15 protein-coding genes are annotated in these 15,652 nt (G+C 70.0%); 1 reads left to right on the top strand and 14 read right to left on the bottom strand.

What is annotated here, in order from left to right; translation table 11 throughout:
- Positions 1 to 10: 10 nt before the first annotated feature.
- The 13 genes from metK to pyrR form a co-directional block, all read right to left on the bottom strand.
- Complete coding sequence (gene metK, locus ACFYZZ_RS31655; protein ID WP_389183150.1) at positions 11 to 1,219, bottom strand: methionine adenosyltransferase; 1,209 nt, start codon at positions 1,217 to 1,219, stop codon at positions 11 to 13.
- 273 nt (positions 1,220 to 1,492) lie between these two features.
- Positions 1,493 to 2,695, bottom strand: a complete 1,203-nt coding sequence (gene coaBC / locus ACFYZZ_RS31650; protein WP_389183147.1) for a bifunctional phosphopantothenoylcysteine decarboxylase/phosphopantothenate--cysteine ligase CoaBC — start codon at positions 2,693 to 2,695, stop codon at positions 1,493 to 1,495.
- Between the two features lie 103 nt (positions 2,696 to 2,798).
- A complete protein-coding gene (gene rpoZ / locus ACFYZZ_RS31645) occupies positions 2,799 to 3,071 on the bottom strand; it encodes a DNA-directed RNA polymerase subunit omega (RefSeq protein WP_005319902.1) in 273 nt (90 codons plus the stop codon).
- Between the two features lie 51 nt (positions 3,072 to 3,122).
- A complete protein-coding gene (gmk, locus tag ACFYZZ_RS31640) occupies positions 3,123 to 3,680 on the bottom strand; it encodes a guanylate kinase (RefSeq protein WP_389183144.1) in 558 nt (185 codons plus the stop codon).
- A 60-nt stretch (positions 3,681 to 3,740) separates the two neighbouring features.
- Positions 3,741 to 4,064: an integration host factor gene (locus ACFYZZ_RS31635; RefSeq protein WP_003977346.1), complete on the bottom strand. Its 324-nt coding sequence runs from the start codon at positions 4,062 to 4,064 to the stop codon at positions 3,741 to 3,743.
- 300 nt (positions 4,065 to 4,364) lie between these two features.
- The gene (pyrF, locus tag ACFYZZ_RS31630) at positions 4,365 to 5,210 is read right to left on the bottom strand and encodes an orotidine-5'-phosphate decarboxylase (protein ID WP_389183141.1); all 846 of its coding nucleotides are present in this window, start codon (positions 5,208 to 5,210) and stop codon (positions 4,365 to 4,367) included.
- On the bottom strand, positions 5,207 to 6,313 hold the full coding sequence (locus tag ACFYZZ_RS31625) for a quinone-dependent dihydroorotate dehydrogenase (protein ID WP_389183138.1): 1,107 nt from the start codon (positions 6,311 to 6,313) through the stop codon (positions 5,207 to 5,209). The genes pyrF and ACFYZZ_RS31625 overlap by 4 nt, the downstream gene beginning before the upstream one ends.
- A 51-nt stretch (positions 6,314 to 6,364) precedes the next feature.
- A complete protein-coding gene (gene carB, locus ACFYZZ_RS31620) occupies positions 6,365 to 9,673 on the bottom strand; it encodes a carbamoyl-phosphate synthase large subunit (protein WP_389183135.1) in 3,309 nt (1,102 codons plus the stop codon).
- Positions 9,666 to 10,808, bottom strand: a complete 1,143-nt coding sequence (gene carA, locus ACFYZZ_RS31615; protein WP_389183132.1) for a glutamine-hydrolyzing carbamoyl-phosphate synthase small subunit — start codon at positions 10,806 to 10,808, stop codon at positions 9,666 to 9,668. The genes carB and carA overlap by 8 nt, the downstream gene beginning before the upstream one ends.
- The gene (locus ACFYZZ_RS31610; RefSeq protein ID WP_389183129.1) at positions 10,805 to 11,365 is read right to left on the bottom strand and encodes a hypothetical protein; all 561 of its coding nucleotides are present in this window, start codon (positions 11,363 to 11,365) and stop codon (positions 10,805 to 10,807) included. The genes carA and ACFYZZ_RS31610 overlap by 4 nt, the downstream gene beginning before the upstream one ends.
- Positions 11,362 to 12,648 carry a dihydroorotase gene (locus tag ACFYZZ_RS31605; RefSeq protein WP_389183126.1) on the bottom strand — a complete coding sequence of 429 codons (1,287 nt, stop codon included), beginning with the start codon at positions 12,646 to 12,648 and terminating at the stop codon, positions 11,362 to 11,364. Before ACFYZZ_RS31605 ends, ACFYZZ_RS31610 begins: the two co-directional genes overlap by 4 nt.
- 5 nt (positions 12,649 to 12,653) lie before the next feature.
- Positions 12,654 to 13,652 carry an aspartate carbamoyltransferase catalytic subunit gene (locus ACFYZZ_RS31600; RefSeq protein WP_386574879.1) on the bottom strand — a complete coding sequence of 333 codons (999 nt, stop codon included), beginning with the start codon at positions 13,650 to 13,652 and terminating at the stop codon, positions 12,654 to 12,656.
- A gap of 91 nt (positions 13,653 to 13,743) precedes the next feature.
- Positions 13,744 to 14,316 carry a bifunctional pyr operon transcriptional regulator/uracil phosphoribosyltransferase PyrR gene (gene pyrR, locus ACFYZZ_RS31595; RefSeq protein ID WP_389183123.1) on the bottom strand — a complete coding sequence of 191 codons (573 nt, stop codon included), beginning with the start codon at positions 14,314 to 14,316 and terminating at the stop codon, positions 13,744 to 13,746.
- 252 nt (positions 14,317 to 14,568) lie between these two features.
- Between pyrR and bldD the strand changes: the two genes are divergently transcribed.
- Positions 14,569 to 15,072, top strand: a complete 504-nt coding sequence (gene bldD, locus ACFYZZ_RS31590; protein ID WP_014671524.1) for a transcriptional regulator BldD — start codon at positions 14,569 to 14,571, stop codon at positions 15,070 to 15,072.
- Positions 15,073 to 15,217: 145 nt separating this feature from the next.
- Here bldD and nusB read toward each other — a convergent pair whose 3' ends face one another.
- Positions 15,218 to 15,652, bottom strand: a complete 435-nt coding sequence (nusB, locus tag ACFYZZ_RS31585; protein WP_381664879.1) for a transcription antitermination factor NusB — start codon at positions 15,650 to 15,652, stop codon at positions 15,218 to 15,220.

The following is a 15,652-nucleotide window of genomic DNA, read 5'->3' as shown; positions in this document are numbered from 1 at the left end:
CTGTGCGGGCTCAGAGCCCGGCGGCCTTGCGCAGGGCGTCCACGCGGTCCGTGCGCTCCCAGGTGAAGTCGGGCAGCTCGCGGCCGAAGTGGCCGTACGCCGCGGTCTGGGAGTAGATCGGGCGGAGCAGGTCGAGGTCGCGGATGATGGCGGCCGGACGGAGGTCGAAGACCTCGTCGATCGCCTTCTCGATCTTCTCGGCGTCGATCTTGGCGGTGCCGAAGGTCTCCACGAACAGACCGACCGGCTCGGCCTTGCCGATCGCGTAGGCGACCTGGACCTCGCAGCGGGAGGCCAGGCCCGCCGCCACCACGTTCTTGGCGACCCAGCGCATCGCGTAGGCGGCCGAGCGGTCCACCTTGGACGGGTCCTTGCCGGAGAAGGCGCCGCCGCCGTGGCGGGCCATGCCGCCGTAGGTGTCGATGATGATCTTGCGGCCGGTCAGGCCGGCGTCGCCCATCGGGCCGCCGATCTCGAAGCGGCCGGTCGGGTTGACCAGCAGCCGGTAGCCCTCGGTGTCCAGCTTGATGCCGTCGTCCAGGAGCGCCTTCAGCTCGGGCTCGACGACGAACTCGCGGATGTCGGGGGCCAGCAGCGACTCCAGGTCGATGTCCGACGCGTGCTGCGAGGAGACGACCACGGTGTCGAGGCGGACGGCCTTGTCGCCGTCGTACTCGATGGTGACCTGCGTCTTGCCGTCCGGACGCAGGTAGGGGATGGTGCCGTTCTTGCGGACCTCGGACAGGCGCTTGGACAGACGGTGCGCCAGGAAGATCGGCAGCGGCATCAGGGTCGGCGTCTCGTCGGAGGCGTAGCCGAACATCAGGCCCTGGTCGCCCGCGCCCTGCCGGTCCAGCTCGTCCTCGTCGCCCTCGACCCGGTTCTCGTAGGCGGTGTCCACGCCCTGCGCGATGTCCGGGGACTGCGCGCCGATCGACACCGACACACCGCAGGAAGCGCCGTCGAAGCCCTTCTTCGAGGAGTCGTAGCCGATCTCGAGGATCTTGTTGCGGACCAGGGTCGCGATGTCCGCGTAGGCCTTGGTCGTGACCTCGCCGGCCACGTGCACCAGGCCGGTGGTGATCAGGGTCTCGACCGCGACCCGGGAGGTCGGGTCCTCGCGCAGAAGCGCGTCGAGAATGGTGTCGCTGATCTGGTCAGCGATCTTGTCGGGGTGACCCTCGGTCACGGACTCCGAGGTGAACAGGCGACGGGACACAACGCTCCCTGGGGTTGCAGCGGCTGCTGGCTGATCATTGGCGGACCACGCGGGAGCTGCGCCCGACGTCGTCCGACAACAGTTTATCGGTCGCACTCGGCCACCGGCCCACGTGTCTCGCCTCTCGGGAGCGCTGTGACCTGCGGCACGGGCATTCTGCACAATGCCGAGCGGGCTTGGCCAGGGCCGCCACGCGACATTGTCGTGGGGAATGTCATGTGGTGGGAAGACACCGATCGGCTGAATCAGATGGCTCCCAACGGCGGAACGCGATCATCCGAGACGAGCGGCCACGAGGTCCCAGACGGTGTCCGCGAGCGCCTCCTTCGGACCGTGCGGCACGGGGGTCTCGCTGCCGTCGGCGCCCAGAACAAGGGCCTCGTTCTCTTCCGAACCGAACGTCTTGCGCTCTCCCACCTCGTTGACGACGAGGAGGTCGCACCCCTTGCGGGCGAGCTTGGTGCGGCCGTTGGCGAGGACGTCGTCCGTCTCCGCCGCGAAGCCGACGACGACCTGTCCGGGGCGGGCACGGTCGGCCGAAACCTCGGCGAGAATGTCTGGATTTCGCAGCAGGACGATCGGGTCGGGGTCCTGGCCGTCCTTCTTCTTGATCTTTCCGGCGGCGTAGGCCGCGGGGCGGAAGTCGGCGACGGCCGCGGCCATCACCACGGCGTCGGCGTCCGCGGCGGCCTTGAGGACCGCTTCACGCATCTGCACGGCGGTGCCCACCGGGACGACGTCGACGCCGGCCGGGTCGGGCAGGCCGGTGTTGGCCGCGATCAGCGTCACCCGGGCACCGCGCGCCGCGGCCGTGCGGGCGAGGGCGTAGCCCTGCTTGCCGGAGGAGCGGTTGCCGAGGAAGCGAACCGGGTCGAGCGGCTCGCGGGTGCCGCCGGCCGAGACGACGACGTGGCGGCCCGCGAGGTCGGGCTCGGTGACGCCACGGGCGAGTACCCGGCGGCAGACCTCGAAGATCTCCGCCGGGTCGGGCAGCCGCCCCTTGCCGGTGTCGACACCGGTGAGGCGGCCGACCGCGGGCTCGATCACGACGGCGCCGCGGCGGCGCAGCGTGGCCACGTTCTCCTGGGTGGCGGGGTGCTCCCACATCTCGGTGTGCATCGCGGGTGCGAAGACGACCGGACAGCGGGCGGTGAGGAGGGTGTTGGTCAGCAGGTCGTCGGCGAGGCCGTGGGTGGCCTTGGCGAGCATGTCGGCGGTCGCCGGGGCCACCACGACCAGGTCGGCGTGCTGGCCGATGCGGACGTGCGGGACCTCGTCAACGTCGTCCCAGACCTCGGTGGAGACCGGGTTGCCGGACAGCGCGGACCAGGTGGCGGCCCCGACGAAGCGCAGCGCGGAGTCGGTCGGCACCACGCGCACGTCGTGACCCGATTCCGTGAACCTTCTCAGCAGCTCACAGGCCTTGTACGCGGCGATGCCACCGCTGACCCCCAGTACGACCTTCGGCTTGTCCACCGTCGTCTCTCCCCGGCTAGGAACCCTACGAGCCCATCACACACCACAGGCCCGGCAGAAGCACTGCCGGGCCTGTGGATAAGTCAACCGCGATCTGAAAGTACTACTGAGCCGGGCCCTCGATGGCCTCGGAGGTCAGCAGACCCGCGTTGATCTCGCGCAGGGCGATCGAGAGCGGCTTCTCGTGGACGTGGGTGTCGACGAGCGGACCGACGTACTCGAGGAGACCCTCACCGAGCTGCGAGTAGTACGCGTTGATCTGGCGGGCACGCTTGGCCGCGTAGATCACGAGGCTGTACTTCGAGTCGGTGGCCTCGAGAAGCTCGTCGATCGGCGGGTTGATGATGCCCTCGGGCGCGGTGATGGAAGAGGACACGCTCTACCTTCCGATGGATGGGAAAGATTCAGTGTGCATGATCAGAAACGATCACACAACGTCCATCAAGGCTAGCAGCTCGCTGGCCACGTCCTCGACGGAGGTGTTGACCAAGGTCACGTCGAACTCCGGCTCGGCCGCCAGCTCGGTCCTGGCCGCCTTCAGGCGGCGCTCGATGACCTCGGGCGACTCGGTCCCCCGGCCGGTGAGCCTGCGCACCAGCTCCTCCCAGGAGGGCGGAGCCAGGAACACCAGCTGGGCGTCGGCCATCGACTCACGGACCTGCCGGGCGCCCTGGAGGTCGATCTCCAGCAGCACGGGCTCGCCGTTCTCCAGCCGCTCCAGCACGGCCGCGCGGGGCGTGCCGTAGCGGTTGCCGGCGAACTCGGCCCACTCCAGCAGCTCGCCGTTGGCGATCAGCTTGTCCATCTCCTCGTCGGTGACGAAGAAGTAGTGGACTCCGTGCCGCTCGCCGGGGCGCGGCTTGCGGGTGGTGGCCGACACCGAGAGCCAGACCTCCGGGTGTTCCTTGCGCATATGGGCGACGACCGTGCTCTTGCCGACCCCCGAAGGGCCGGAGAGCACGGTCAGCCGCGGACGTTCACTCATGCAGCGATTATTCCAGCAATCCCGGGGTGCCCGGGACGCCCGGTCCGGCCGGAGCCGGACTCAGGAACCGGTGCTGCCGAACTCACGCTCCAGGGACGCGATCTGGTTCGAACCGAGACCGCGCACACGGCGGCTCTCGGAGATGCCCAGACGCTCCATGATCTGCTTGGCGCGGACCTTGCCCACGCCCGGCAGGGACTCGAGCAGGGCGGAGACCTTCATCTTGCCGATGACGTCGTTCTCCTGGCCCTGCTTGATGACCTCGTGAAGGGAGGCGCCGGAGTGCTTGAGTCGATTCTTGACCTCGGCCCGCTCCCGGCGAGCCGCGGCGGCCTTTTCGAGCGCGGCTGCGCGCTGTTCAGGGGTAAGGGGCGGAAGAGCCACGCCTACGTCACCTCGGATGTCGAACTGTCGGATACGGACCGGTGAGGAACCTAGTCGCCCCACACCTGGGGAGCTACGAGCAACACGCTGCCCGTTCTCCCCCACTGCCTTAAACGGCGTGGGAGGTGCCCCCACTGCTCGGAGACTAGCGGGCAAGTCCGCCAGAGTCAGCGAGAACAGCGGAAAAGTACTGGTCAGCCGCCGTCAGGCCGGACATTTCAGACATACTGCCCTCGATTTGAGGATGTATTCACACTCAAGTCGCCCTGGTGCCGTCGGCGGGAACGCCCGGCGGAGTTCTCAGTCGGCGCTGACAGCGGCCCTGATCTCCTCCGCGAAGCGCTCCGTGGCCGAGCGCAGCGCCCCGACGTCGGGACCGTGCCGCAGCACACCCCGGCTGACGTTCGGGACGACGTTGCGCACCGCCGGCCCGAAGACCCTGGGAAGGTCGGCCGCCGTCGCGCCCTGAGCGCCGACACCGGGCGCGAGGAGCGGGCCGTTGATGTCGAGGTCGTAGGAGGACAGGTCGCCCACCGTGGCGCCGACGACCGCCCCGAAGGAGCCCAGCGGCTCCTCGCCCGCGTTCTCGGCGGCGAGGTGGGCCAGCATGGTCGCGCCCACGGTGCGCCCGTCGGCGCGGACCGCGTGCTGGACCTCCGGTCCCTCCGGGTTCGAGGTGAGGGCCAGGACGAACAGTCCGGCGCCGGTCTCCCTGGCCAGCGCGACGGCCGGGCTGAGGGAGCCGTAGCCGAGGTAGGGCGAGACGGTCAGGGCGTCGGAGAACAGCGGGGCGTCCTTGTGCAGGAAGGCCTCGGCGTACCCGGCCATGGTGGAGCCGATGTCGCCGCGCTTGGCGTCCATCACGACCAGGGTGCCGGCCGCGCGGGCCTCCTGGACCGCCTTCTCCAGGACGGCGACGCCGCGCGAGCCGAACCGCTCGAAGAAGGCGCTCTGCGGCTTCATGACGGCGACCCGGTCGGCCACCGCCTCGACGACCGTGCGGCTGAACCGCTCCAGACCGGCCACGTCGTCGTTCAGGCCCCACTCGGCGAGCAGGGAGGCGTGCGGGTCGATGCCGACACAGAGCGGGCCGCGCTCGTCCATCGCGCGGCGCAGCCGGGCACCGAAGGGCTCGAAGGAGGTCATGCGGGCTTCCTCACGTCGGCGCCGACCGCGTCGGCGAGGGTGGCGTACGGGCTGGTGCGCAGGCGCGCGGCGAGGCCCTTGTGGATGGCACGGGACCAGAAGGGGCCCTCGTAGATGAAGGCGCTGTACCCCTGGACCAGCGTGGCACCGGCCAGGATGCGCTGCCAGGCGTCCTCGGCGGTCTCGATGCCGCCGACCCCCACCAGGGTGATCCTGTCGCCCACGCGCGCGTACAGACGGCGCAGGACCTCCAGGGAGCGTGCCTTCAGGGGTGCGCCGGAGAGGCCGCCGGTCTCCTTCACCAGCGAGGGTGCGGATTTCAAACCGAGGCCCTCGCGCGCGATGGTGGTGTTGGTGGCGATGATGCCGTCCAGACCCAGCTCCACGGCGAGGTCGGCGACCGCGTCGATGTCCTCGTCGGCGAGGTCCGGGGCGATCTTCACCAGGAGCGGAACGCGCCGGCCCGCGACCGTACGGTCGGCGGCCTCGCGTACGGCGGTGAGCAGCGGGCGCAGCGCCTCGGTGGCCTGGAGGTTGCGCAGGCCCGGCGTGTTCGGCGAGGAGACGTTCACGACCAGGTAGTCGGCGTACGGCGCGAGGCGCTCGGCCGACTTCACGTAGTCGCCGACGGCCTCCGCCTCCGGGACGACCTTGGTCTTGCCGATGTTGACGCCGACGACGGTCCTGAAGACGGGCTCGCGCGTGGCCAGACGGGCCGCGACGGCGAGCGAGCCGTCGTTGTTGAAGCCCATGCGGTTGATCAGCGCCCGGTCCGCGACGAGCCGGAACAGCCGCTTCTTGGGGTTGCCGGGCTGCGCCTCGCCGGTGACCGTGCCGATCTCGACGTGGTCGAAGCCCAGCATCGACATGCCGTCGATGGCCACGGCGTTCTTGTCGAAGCCGGCGGCGAGCCCGAAGGGGCCGTGCATGCGCAGCCCGAAGGCCTCGGTGCGCAGCTCCTTGTGGCGGGGCGCGAGGGCGGCCGCGACGAAGGTGCGCAGCACGGGGACGCGGGCGGCGAGGCGGATCCAGCGGAAGGCCAGGTAGTGGGCCTGCTCCGGGTCCATCCACTTGAAGACGAGGTTGAAAAAGATCTTGTACATGCTGTCCTCATACAGAGGGGGACACCGTTTCCGGTGTCCCCCTCAGGGCTGCTAGTCGCGGGCCGCGGTCAGGTGTTCCGCGTGTTCCTGGAGCGAACGGACGCCCACGTCACCGTGGTTGAGGGCGTCGATGCCCTGGACGGCCGCCGCGAGCGCCTGGACGGTCGTCAGGCACGGCACGGAGCGGGCCACCGCGGCCGTACGGATGTCGTAGCCGTCGAGGCGGCCGCCGGTGCCGTACGGGGTGTTGACGATGAGGTCGACCTCGCCGTCGTGGATGAGCTGGACGATGGTCCGCTCGCCGTTCGGGCCGGTGCCCTCGGACTGCTTGCGCACGACCGTGGCGTTGATGCCGTTGCGCTTGAGGACCTCGGCCGTGCCGGAGGTGGCGAGCAGCTCGAAGCCGTGCGCGACCAGCTCACGGGCCGGGAAGATCATCGAGCGCTTGTCGCGGTTGGCGACCGAGATGAACGCGCGGCCCTTGGTGGGCAGCGGGCCGTAGGCGCCCGCCTGCGACTTGGCGTACGCCGTGCCGAAGACGGAGTCGATGCCCATGACCTCGCCGGTGGAGCGCATCTCCGGGCCGAGGACGGTGTCGACGCCGCGGCCGTGGATGTCGCGGAAGCGCGACCACGGCATGACGGCCTCCTTGACGGAGATCGGCGCGTCCAGCGGCAGCTCGCCGCCGTCGCCGGTCGCCGGGAGCAGGCCCTCGGCGCGCAGCTCGGCGATGGTCGCGCCCAGCGAGATCCGGGCGGCGGCCTTCGCGAGCGGCACCGCGGTCGCCTTCGAGGTGAAGGGGACCGTACGGGAGGCGCGCGGGTTGGCCTCCAGGACGTACAGGATGTCGCCCGCCATCGCGAACTGGATGTTGATCAGGCCGCGCACCCCGACGCCGCGCGCGATGGCCTCGGTGGAGGCCCGCAGGCGCTTGATGTCGAAGCCGCCGAGGGTGATCGGGGGCAGGGCGCACGCCGAGTCGCCGGAGTGGATGCCGGCCTCCTCGATGTGCTCCATGACGCCGCCGAGGTACAGCTCCTCGCCGTCGTACAGGGCGTCGACGTCGATCTCGATGGCGTCGTCCAGGAAGCGGTCGACGAGGACCGGCCGGGAGGGGCTGATCTCGGTCGACTCGGCGATGTAGGAGGCGAGGCGGGTCTCGTCGTAGACGATCTCCATGCCGCGCCCGCCGAGGACGTAGGAGGGCCGGACGAGGACCGGGTAGCCGATCTCGTCGGCGATGGCCTTGGCACCGGCGAAGGTGGTGGCCGTGCCGTGCTTGGGCGCGGGCAGGCCGGCCTCGGCGAGGACCCGGCCGAAGGCGCCGCGGTCCTCGGCGGCGTGGATCGCCTCGGGCGGGGTGCCCACGATCGGCACGCCGTTGTCCTTCAGGGCCTGTGCGAGACCCAGCGGGGTCTGGCCGCCCAGCTGGACGATGACGCCCGCGATCGGGCCGGCGAGGGACTCCGCGTGGACGATCTCCAGCACGTCTTCGAGCGTCAGCGGCTCGAAGTACAGGCGGTCGGAGGTGTCGTAGTCCGTGGAGACGGTCTCCGGGTTGCAGTTGACCATCACGGTCTCGTACCCGGCGTCGGACAGCGCGAAGGAGGCGTGGACGCAGGAGTAGTCGAACTCGATGCCCTGGCCGATGCGGTTCGGGCCGGAGCCCAGGATGATCACCGCGGGCTTCTCGCGGGGCGCGACCTCGCTCTCCTCGTCGTAGGAGGAGTAGAAGTACGGTGTCTTCGCGGCGAACTCGGCGGCGCAGGTGTCGACCGTCTTGTAGACCGGGCGGATGCCGAGGGCGTGCCGGACCTCGCGGACGACGTCCTCGCGCAGGCCGCGGATCTCACCGATCTGCTGGTCGGAGAAGCCGTGCCGCTTGGCCTCGGCGAGCAGCTCACGGGTCAGCTCGGGCGCCGCGTCCAGCTCGTCCGCGACCTCCTTGATCAGGAAGAGCTGGTCCACGAACCACGGGTCGATCTTCGTGTACTCGAAGATCTCCTCGGGCGTGGCGCCCGCGCGGATGGCCTGCATGACCGTGTTGATCCGGCCGTCGGTGGGGCGCACGGCCTCGCGCAGCAGCGCGTCCTTGTCGCCGGGCTCACCGACGAAGGTGAACTGGCTGCCCTTCTTCTCCAGCGAGCGCAGCGCCTTCTGGAAGGCCTCGGTGAAGTTGCGGCCGATGGCCATGGCCTCGCCGACCGACTTCATGGTGGTCGTGAGGGTCGAGTCGGCCTGCGGGAACTTCTCGAAGGCGAACCGCGGGGCCTTGACGACCACGTAGTCGAGCGTGGGCTCGAAGGAGGCCGGGGTCTCCTGGGTGATGTCGTTCGGGATCTCGTCCAGGGTGTAGCCCACGGCGAGCTTGGCGGCGATCTTGGCGATCGGGAAGCCGGTCGCCTTGGAGGCGAGCGCCGAGGAGCGCGACACACGCGGGTTCATCTCGATGACGATCACCCGGCCGTCCTCGGGGTTCACCGCGAACTGGATGTTGCAGCCGCCGGTGTCGACGCCGACCTCGCGGATGACGGCGATGCCGATGTCGCGCAGGATCTGGTACTCGCGGTCGGTCAGCGTCATCGCGGGCGCGACGGTGATCGAGTCACCGGTGTGCACGCCCATCGGGTCGAAGTTCTCGATGGAGCAGACGACCACGACGTTGTCGTGCTTGTCGCGCATCAGCTCCAGCTCGTACTCCTTCCAGCCGAGGATGGACTCCTCCAGGAGCACCTCGGTGGTCGGCGAGAGGGTGAGGCCCTGACCGGCGATGCGGCGCAGCTCCTCCTCGTCGTGCGCGAAGCCGGAGCCGGCGCCGCCCATGGTGAAGGACGGGCGGACGACGACCGGGTAGCCGCCGAGCTGCTCGACGCCCTTGAGGACGTCGTCCATGGAGTGGCAGATGACCGAACGGGCGGACTCGCCGTGCCCGATCTTCGCGTTGACGGCCTCCACCACGGCCTTGAACAGGTCGCGGTCCTCGCCCTTGTGGATCGCCTCGGGCTTGGCGCCGATCAGCTCGACGCCGTACTTCTCCAGGACACCGTTCTCGTGCAGCGAGATGGCGGTGTTCAGGGCCGTCTGGCCGCCCAGGGTGGGCAGCAGGGCGTCGGGGCGCTCCTTGGCGATGATCTTCTCGACGAACTCGGGGGTGATCGGCTCGACGTAGGTGGCGTCGGCGATCTCCGGGTCGGTCATGATCGTCGCCGGGTTGGAGTTGACGAGGACCACACGCAGGCCCTCGGCCCTGAGCACGCGGCACGCCTGGGTGCCGGAGTAGTCGAACTCGGCGGCCTGGCCGATGACGATCGGGCCGGAGCCGATGACCAGGACGGACTGGATATCGGTGCGCTTAGGCACGCTGGCCCTCCATCAGGGAAACGAAGCGGTCGAAGAGGTAGGCGGCGTCGTGCGGGCCCGCTGCCGCTTCGGGGTGGTACTGGACGGAGAAGGCCGGCTGGTCGAGCAGCTGCAGCCCCTCCACGACGTTGTCGTTCAGGCAGACGTGCGAGACCTCGGCGCGGCCGAACTTCGTGTCGCTGACCTTGTCGAGCGGCGCGTCGACGGCGAAGCCGTGGTTGTGCGCGGTGACCTCGACCTTGCCGGTCGTACGGTCCTGGACCGGCTGGTTGATGCCCCGGTGGCCGTACTTCAGCTTGTAGGTGCCGAAGCCGAGGGCGCGGCCGAGGATCTGGTTGCCGAAGCAGATGCCGAACAGGGGCGTCCTGCGCTCCAGGACGGCGGACATGAGGGCCACCGGGCCGTCGGCCGTGGCCGGATCGCCGGGGCCGTTGGAGAAGAAGACGCCGTCCGGGTCGACGGCGTAGACGTCGTCCACGGAGGCCGTCGCCGGGAGCACGTGCACCTCGATGCCGCGCTCGGCCATGCGATGCGGGGTCATGCCCTTGATGCCGAGGTCGATGGCGGCGACGGTGAAGCGCTTCTCGCCGATCGCGGGGACGACGTACGCCTGCTCGGTCGCGACCTCCTCGTACAGGCTCGCGCCCTTCATGTGCGGCTGGGCCTGCACGCGCTCGAGCAGCTCGGCCTCGGGGGCGATCGCCTCGCCGGAGAAGACGCCGGCGCGCATCGAGCCGCGCTCGCGCAGGTGGCGGGTGAGGGCGCGGGTGTCGATCCCGGAGATGCCGACCACGCCCTGCGCGACCAGCTCGTCGTCCAGGGAGCGCTTGGCCCGCCAGTTGGACGGAACGCGCGCGGGGTCGCGCACGACGTAGCCGGAGACCCAGATGCGGCTCGACTCGTCGTCCTCGTCGTTCCAGCCGGTGTTGCCGATCTGCGGGGCGGTCGCGACGACGATCTGGCGGTCGTACGACGGGTCGGTGAGAGTCTCCTGGTAGCCGGTCATACCGGTGGAGAACACGGCCTCGCCGAAGGTCTCCCCCACGGCCCCGTAGGCACGGCCGCGGAAGGTGCGGCCGTCCTCCAGGACGAGTACGGCGGGAACCTTGGCGGCTCCCCTGGTGGAGGTCGTCATCGTGCGCCTTCCGTGTCGTTGGTCATCTGGTTGAGGGTGTCGACCCACTCGGTGTGCTCGGCCGCGTGGTCGGAGCGGAAGCCGGAGTCGATCAGCTTGTCCCCGAGGGCCCAGGTCACCACCAGCAGGCCGCCCTCGGTGAGGACCTTGCCGGCGATGCCCTTGTCGAGCCGGGCCCCGCGCAGCGCGGCGGTGGGGACGAAGAAGTCGGTCGCCCCGGGGCGTACGACCTCCAGGCCCGCGTCCGTGAGGGTCAGCTCGGCCCGGCTGCGGGTGCCGAGGCCGTGGGCCACGATGCGGTCCAGCCACTGCCCGGCCGTGGTCGAGCCGTGGTAGCGGCCGCTCATCGTCAGTCTGGCCTCGCCTGGCTCCTGCGGCGCGCTGGGCAGCTCGGGCAGGTCGCCCTGGAGCGTGCCGCGCCACTTCCAGCCCTCGCGCATCAGCCAGTAGATGAGCGCGACGAAGAGGGCGAGGCCGATCAGCCAGCCGATGCGGGCGGGCCAGTCGGTGACCTCGGCCGACTTCTGCGCCTCGGCCAGCAGGATTACAGGTGTCACGTGAGCTTCCCGTCGACGAGCGTGGCCTTGCCCCGGAGCCACGTGTGGGTGACACGGCCCGGCAGCTCGCGTCCCTCGTACGGGGTGTTGCGGCTGCGCGAGGCGAAGCCCGCGGGGTCCACCGAGCCACGGTATTCCGTGTCGACGAGGGTGAGGTTGGCGGGCTCACCAGCCGAGACGGGACGGCCGTGGCCGGTGGCCTGTCCGATCTGCGCCGGCTTGACGGACATGCGGTCGGCGACGCCGGCCCAGTCCAGCAACCCGGTGTCGACCATGGTCTCCTGAACCACTGACAACGCGGTCTCCAGACCGACCATGCCCATGGCGGCCGCGGCCCACTCGCAGTCCTTGTCCTCGTGCGGGTGCGGGGCGTGGTCGGTGGCGACGATGTCGATCGTGCCGTCGGCGAGCGCCTCGCGCAGGGCGAGCACGTCCCGCTCGGTGCGCAGCGGCGGGTTGACCTTGTAGACGGGGTTGTACGTGCGCACCAGCTCGTCGGTGAGGAGCAGGTGGTGCGGGGTCACCTCGGCGGTGACCTGGATGCCGCGGGACTTGGCCCAGCGGACGATCTCCACCGAGCCCGCGGTCGAGAGGTGGCAGATGTGGACCCGGGAGCCCACGTGCTCGGCGAGCAGCACGTCCCGGGCGATGATCGACTCCTCGGCGACGGCAGGCCAGCCGCCCAGGCCCAGCTCGGCGGAGACGATGCCCTCGTTCATCTGGGCGCCCTCGGTGAGCCTCGGCTCCTGCGCGTGCTGGGCGACGACACCGCCGAAGGCCTTCACGTACTCCAGCGCCCTGCGCATGATCACGGCGTCGTCGACGCACTTGCCGTCGTCGGAGAAGACGGTGACCCCGGCGGCCGACTCGTGCATCGCGCCCAGCTCGGCGAGCTTGCGGCCCTCCAGGCCGACGGTGACGGCGCCGATGGGCTGGACGTCGCAGTAGCCGTGCTCCTGGCCGAGCCGGTAGACCTGCTCGACCACACCGGCGGTGTCGGCGACCGGGAAGGTGTTGGCCATGGCGAACACGGCGGTGTAGCCGCCGGAGGCGGCCGCGCGCGTGCCGGTCAGCACGGTCTCGGAGTCCTCGCGGCCCGGCTCGCGCAGGTGGGTGTGCAGGTCGACCAGGCCCGGCAGCAGCACCTTGCCGGCGGCCTCGACGACCTCCGCGCCCTCGGTGCTGAGCCCGGCGCCCACCTCGGCGATCGTCTCGCCGTCGATCAGCACGTCCTGCGGCTCGCCGCCCAGCACCTTCGCACCACGGATAAGGATCTTGCTCATGGGTCTTACTTCTCCTCGTTGGTGCGGGTGGGGGTGACGGCGGGCACGTTTTTTGAATCAAACACAGCGCCGCCGAGCAGCAGGTACAGGACGGCCATCCGGATGGAGACGCCGTTCGCGACCTGCTCGACCACGGTGCAGCGCTCGGAGTCGGCGACCTCGGCGGTGATCTCCATGCCGCGGACCATCGGGCCGGGGTGCATCACGATGGCGTGCTCGGGCATCTTCGCCATGCGCTCGCCATCGAGGCCGTAGCGACGCGAGTACTCGCGCTCGGTCGGGAAGAAGGCGGCGTTCATGCGCTCCCGCTGGACCCGGAGCATCATCACCGCGTCGGACTTCGGCAGGGTGCTGTCGAGGTCGTACGACACCTCGCAGGGCCAGGTCTCGACGCCGACCGGCACCAGGGTGGGCGGCGCGACGAGGGTGACCTCGGCGCCGAGGGTGTGCAGCAGGTCGACGTTGGAGCGGGCGACCCGGCTGTGCAGGACGTCGCCGACGATGGTGATCCGCTTGCCGGCCAGGTCCTGGCCGAGGCCGGCGTCCCGGCCGACCAGGCGGCGGCGCATGGTGAAAGCGTCCAGCAGGGCCTGCGTGGGGTGCTGGTGGGTGCCGTCGCCGGCGTTGATGACGGCGGCGTCGATCCAGCCCGAGGTGGCCAGGCGGTAGGGGGCTCCGGAGGCGCCGTGCCGGATGACGACGGCGTCGACGCCCATCGCCTCCAGGGTCTGCGCGGTGTCCTTCAGGGACTCGCCCTTGGACACGCTGGAGCCCTTGGCGGAGAAGTTGATGACGTCCGCGGACAGCCGCTTCTCGGCGGCCTCGAAGGAGATCCGGGTCCGGGTGGAGTCCTCGAAGAAGAGGTTGACGATGGTGCGGCCGCGCAGGGTCGGCAGCTTCTTGATCGGCCGGTCGGCGACCCGGGCCATCTCCTCGGCGGTGTCGAGGATCAGGACGGCGTCGTCGCGGGTGAGGTCGGCGGCCGAGATGAGATGACGCTGCATCTGTCAGGCTCCGTAAGGCAGTTAATCGGGAGAATTAGGGCAAACCGGTTCGCGTGTCAGCACGCCGAAGCGGCCGCGCGCGCCTGACTTGCTACTGGTCGGCCGGCTTCACACCGAGCAGCACGGTGTCGCGACCGTCCTCCTCGGCGAGCTGGACCTTGACCGTCTCCCGCAGCGACGTGGGGAGGTTCTTGCCGACATAGTCGGCGCGGATGGGCAGTTCGCGGTGGCCGCGGTCGACCAGGACCGCGAGCTGGACCGCGCGCGGGCGCCCGATGTCGTTCAGGGCGTCGAGGGCGGCACGGATGGTGCGCCCGGAGAAGAGCACGTCGTCGACGAGGACGACCAGACGGCCGTCGATGCCGTCACCGGGGATCTCGGTGCGGGCCAGCGCACGCGGCGGGTGCATGCGCAGGTCGTCGCGGTACATGGTGATGTCGAGCGAGCCGACGGGGACCTTGCGGTCGGTGATCTGCTCCAGCTTGGCGGCGAGCCGCTGGGCGAGGAAGACACCCCGGGTCGGAATACCGAGGAGCACCACGTCGTCGGCGCCCTTGGCGCGCTCGACGATCTCGTGGGCGATACGGGTCAGCACCCGTGCGATGTCGGAGCCTTCGAGTACAGGCCGCGCATCGGATGCATGCGGGTTCGCGTGCGAGTCCATAAGAAACGGACCTCCTTCTCCGCCTCACGGGACGGACCTTAAAGGACGTCGGATTTGCGCCATCCACGGTAGCAGGTCCCGAGCGGGCGTCGATCACCCACCTGGAGCAATCGGCCGCCACTACCACGGAAGAGTCGGTGTGGACCATTCGGCTTGACGCATGAGAGTCACGCTGCGTAACCTCACAGTGAGTTACCAGCCGCGCGGCGGGAAACCCAGCCGACCGCGTCGACACAGTGTCCGGGGAGCTATATGTCCAGCGAATACGCCAAACAGCTCGGGGCCAAGCTCCGGGCCATCCGCACCCAGCAGGGCCTTTCCCTCCACGGTGTCGAGGAGAAGTCCCAGGGGCGCTGGAAGGCCGTGGTGGTCGGTTCATATGAGCGCGGTGACCGCGCCGTTACCGTGCAGCGTCTCGCCGAGTTGGCCGATTTCTATGGCGTCCCCGTGCAGGAGCTCCTGCCGGGCACCACGCCGGGCGGCGCCGCCGAGCCGCCGCCGAAGCTGGTCCTCGACCTGGAGCGGCTTGCCACGGTGCCGGCCGAGAAGGCGGGCCCCCTGCAGCGCTACGCGGCGACCATCCAGTCCCAGCGCGGCGACTACAACGGCAAGGTGCTCTCTATCCGCCAGGACGACCTGCGCACCCTCGCCGTCATCTACGACCAGTCCCCCTCGGTCCTGACCGAGCAGCTGATCAGCTGGGGTGTCCTGGACGCGGACGCGCGCCGCGCGGTGGCCACCCACGAAGAGGCCTGAGCGCCTGCGACAGCTGAGCAGAAACGTGCCGCCGGGGTGGCCTGAACCGTACGGTTCGGGGCACCCCGGCGGTGTTTTCGTGGATGTACGCCGAAGGGCCCGCAGCATGCGTTCGCTGCGGGCCCTTCGGCGTTTGTCGTACCGCTTACGCCTCGTCCCGGCGCAGTGACGGCTTCAGCTCCTTGAGCCGGCCGAGCAGGCCGTTCACGAACGAGGGCGACTCGTCCGTGGAGAACTCCTTGGCGATCTGCACCATCTCGTCCAGGACGACGGCGTCCGGGGTCTCGTCCACCCAGATCAGCTCGTAGGCACCCAGGCGCAGGATGTTCCGGTCGACGACCGGCATCCGGTCGAGCGTCCAGCCCACCGCGTACTGGGAGATCAGGTCGTCGATGCGGCGTGCGTGCTCCGCGTAGCCCTCGACCAGCTGCATCGTGTACTCGCTCACCGGCGGCTGCCGGGTGTCGGACCGGGACAGCCGGATCCAGTCCGCGAGGACCGTCAGGACGTCGGCGCCGCGCTGGTCGCCCTCGAAGAGGATCTGGAAGGCGCGCTTGCGGGCCGTGTTGCGGGCAGCCAC

It is taken from the genome of Streptomyces sp. NPDC001816, assembly GCF_042892235.1.
Taxonomy (GTDB): domain Bacteria; phylum Actinomycetota; class Actinomycetes; order Streptomycetales; family Streptomycetaceae; genus Streptomyces.
The sequence above is the reverse complement of the archived record's forward strand: the minus strand, read 5'-3'. Positions and strand labels throughout refer to the sequence as shown.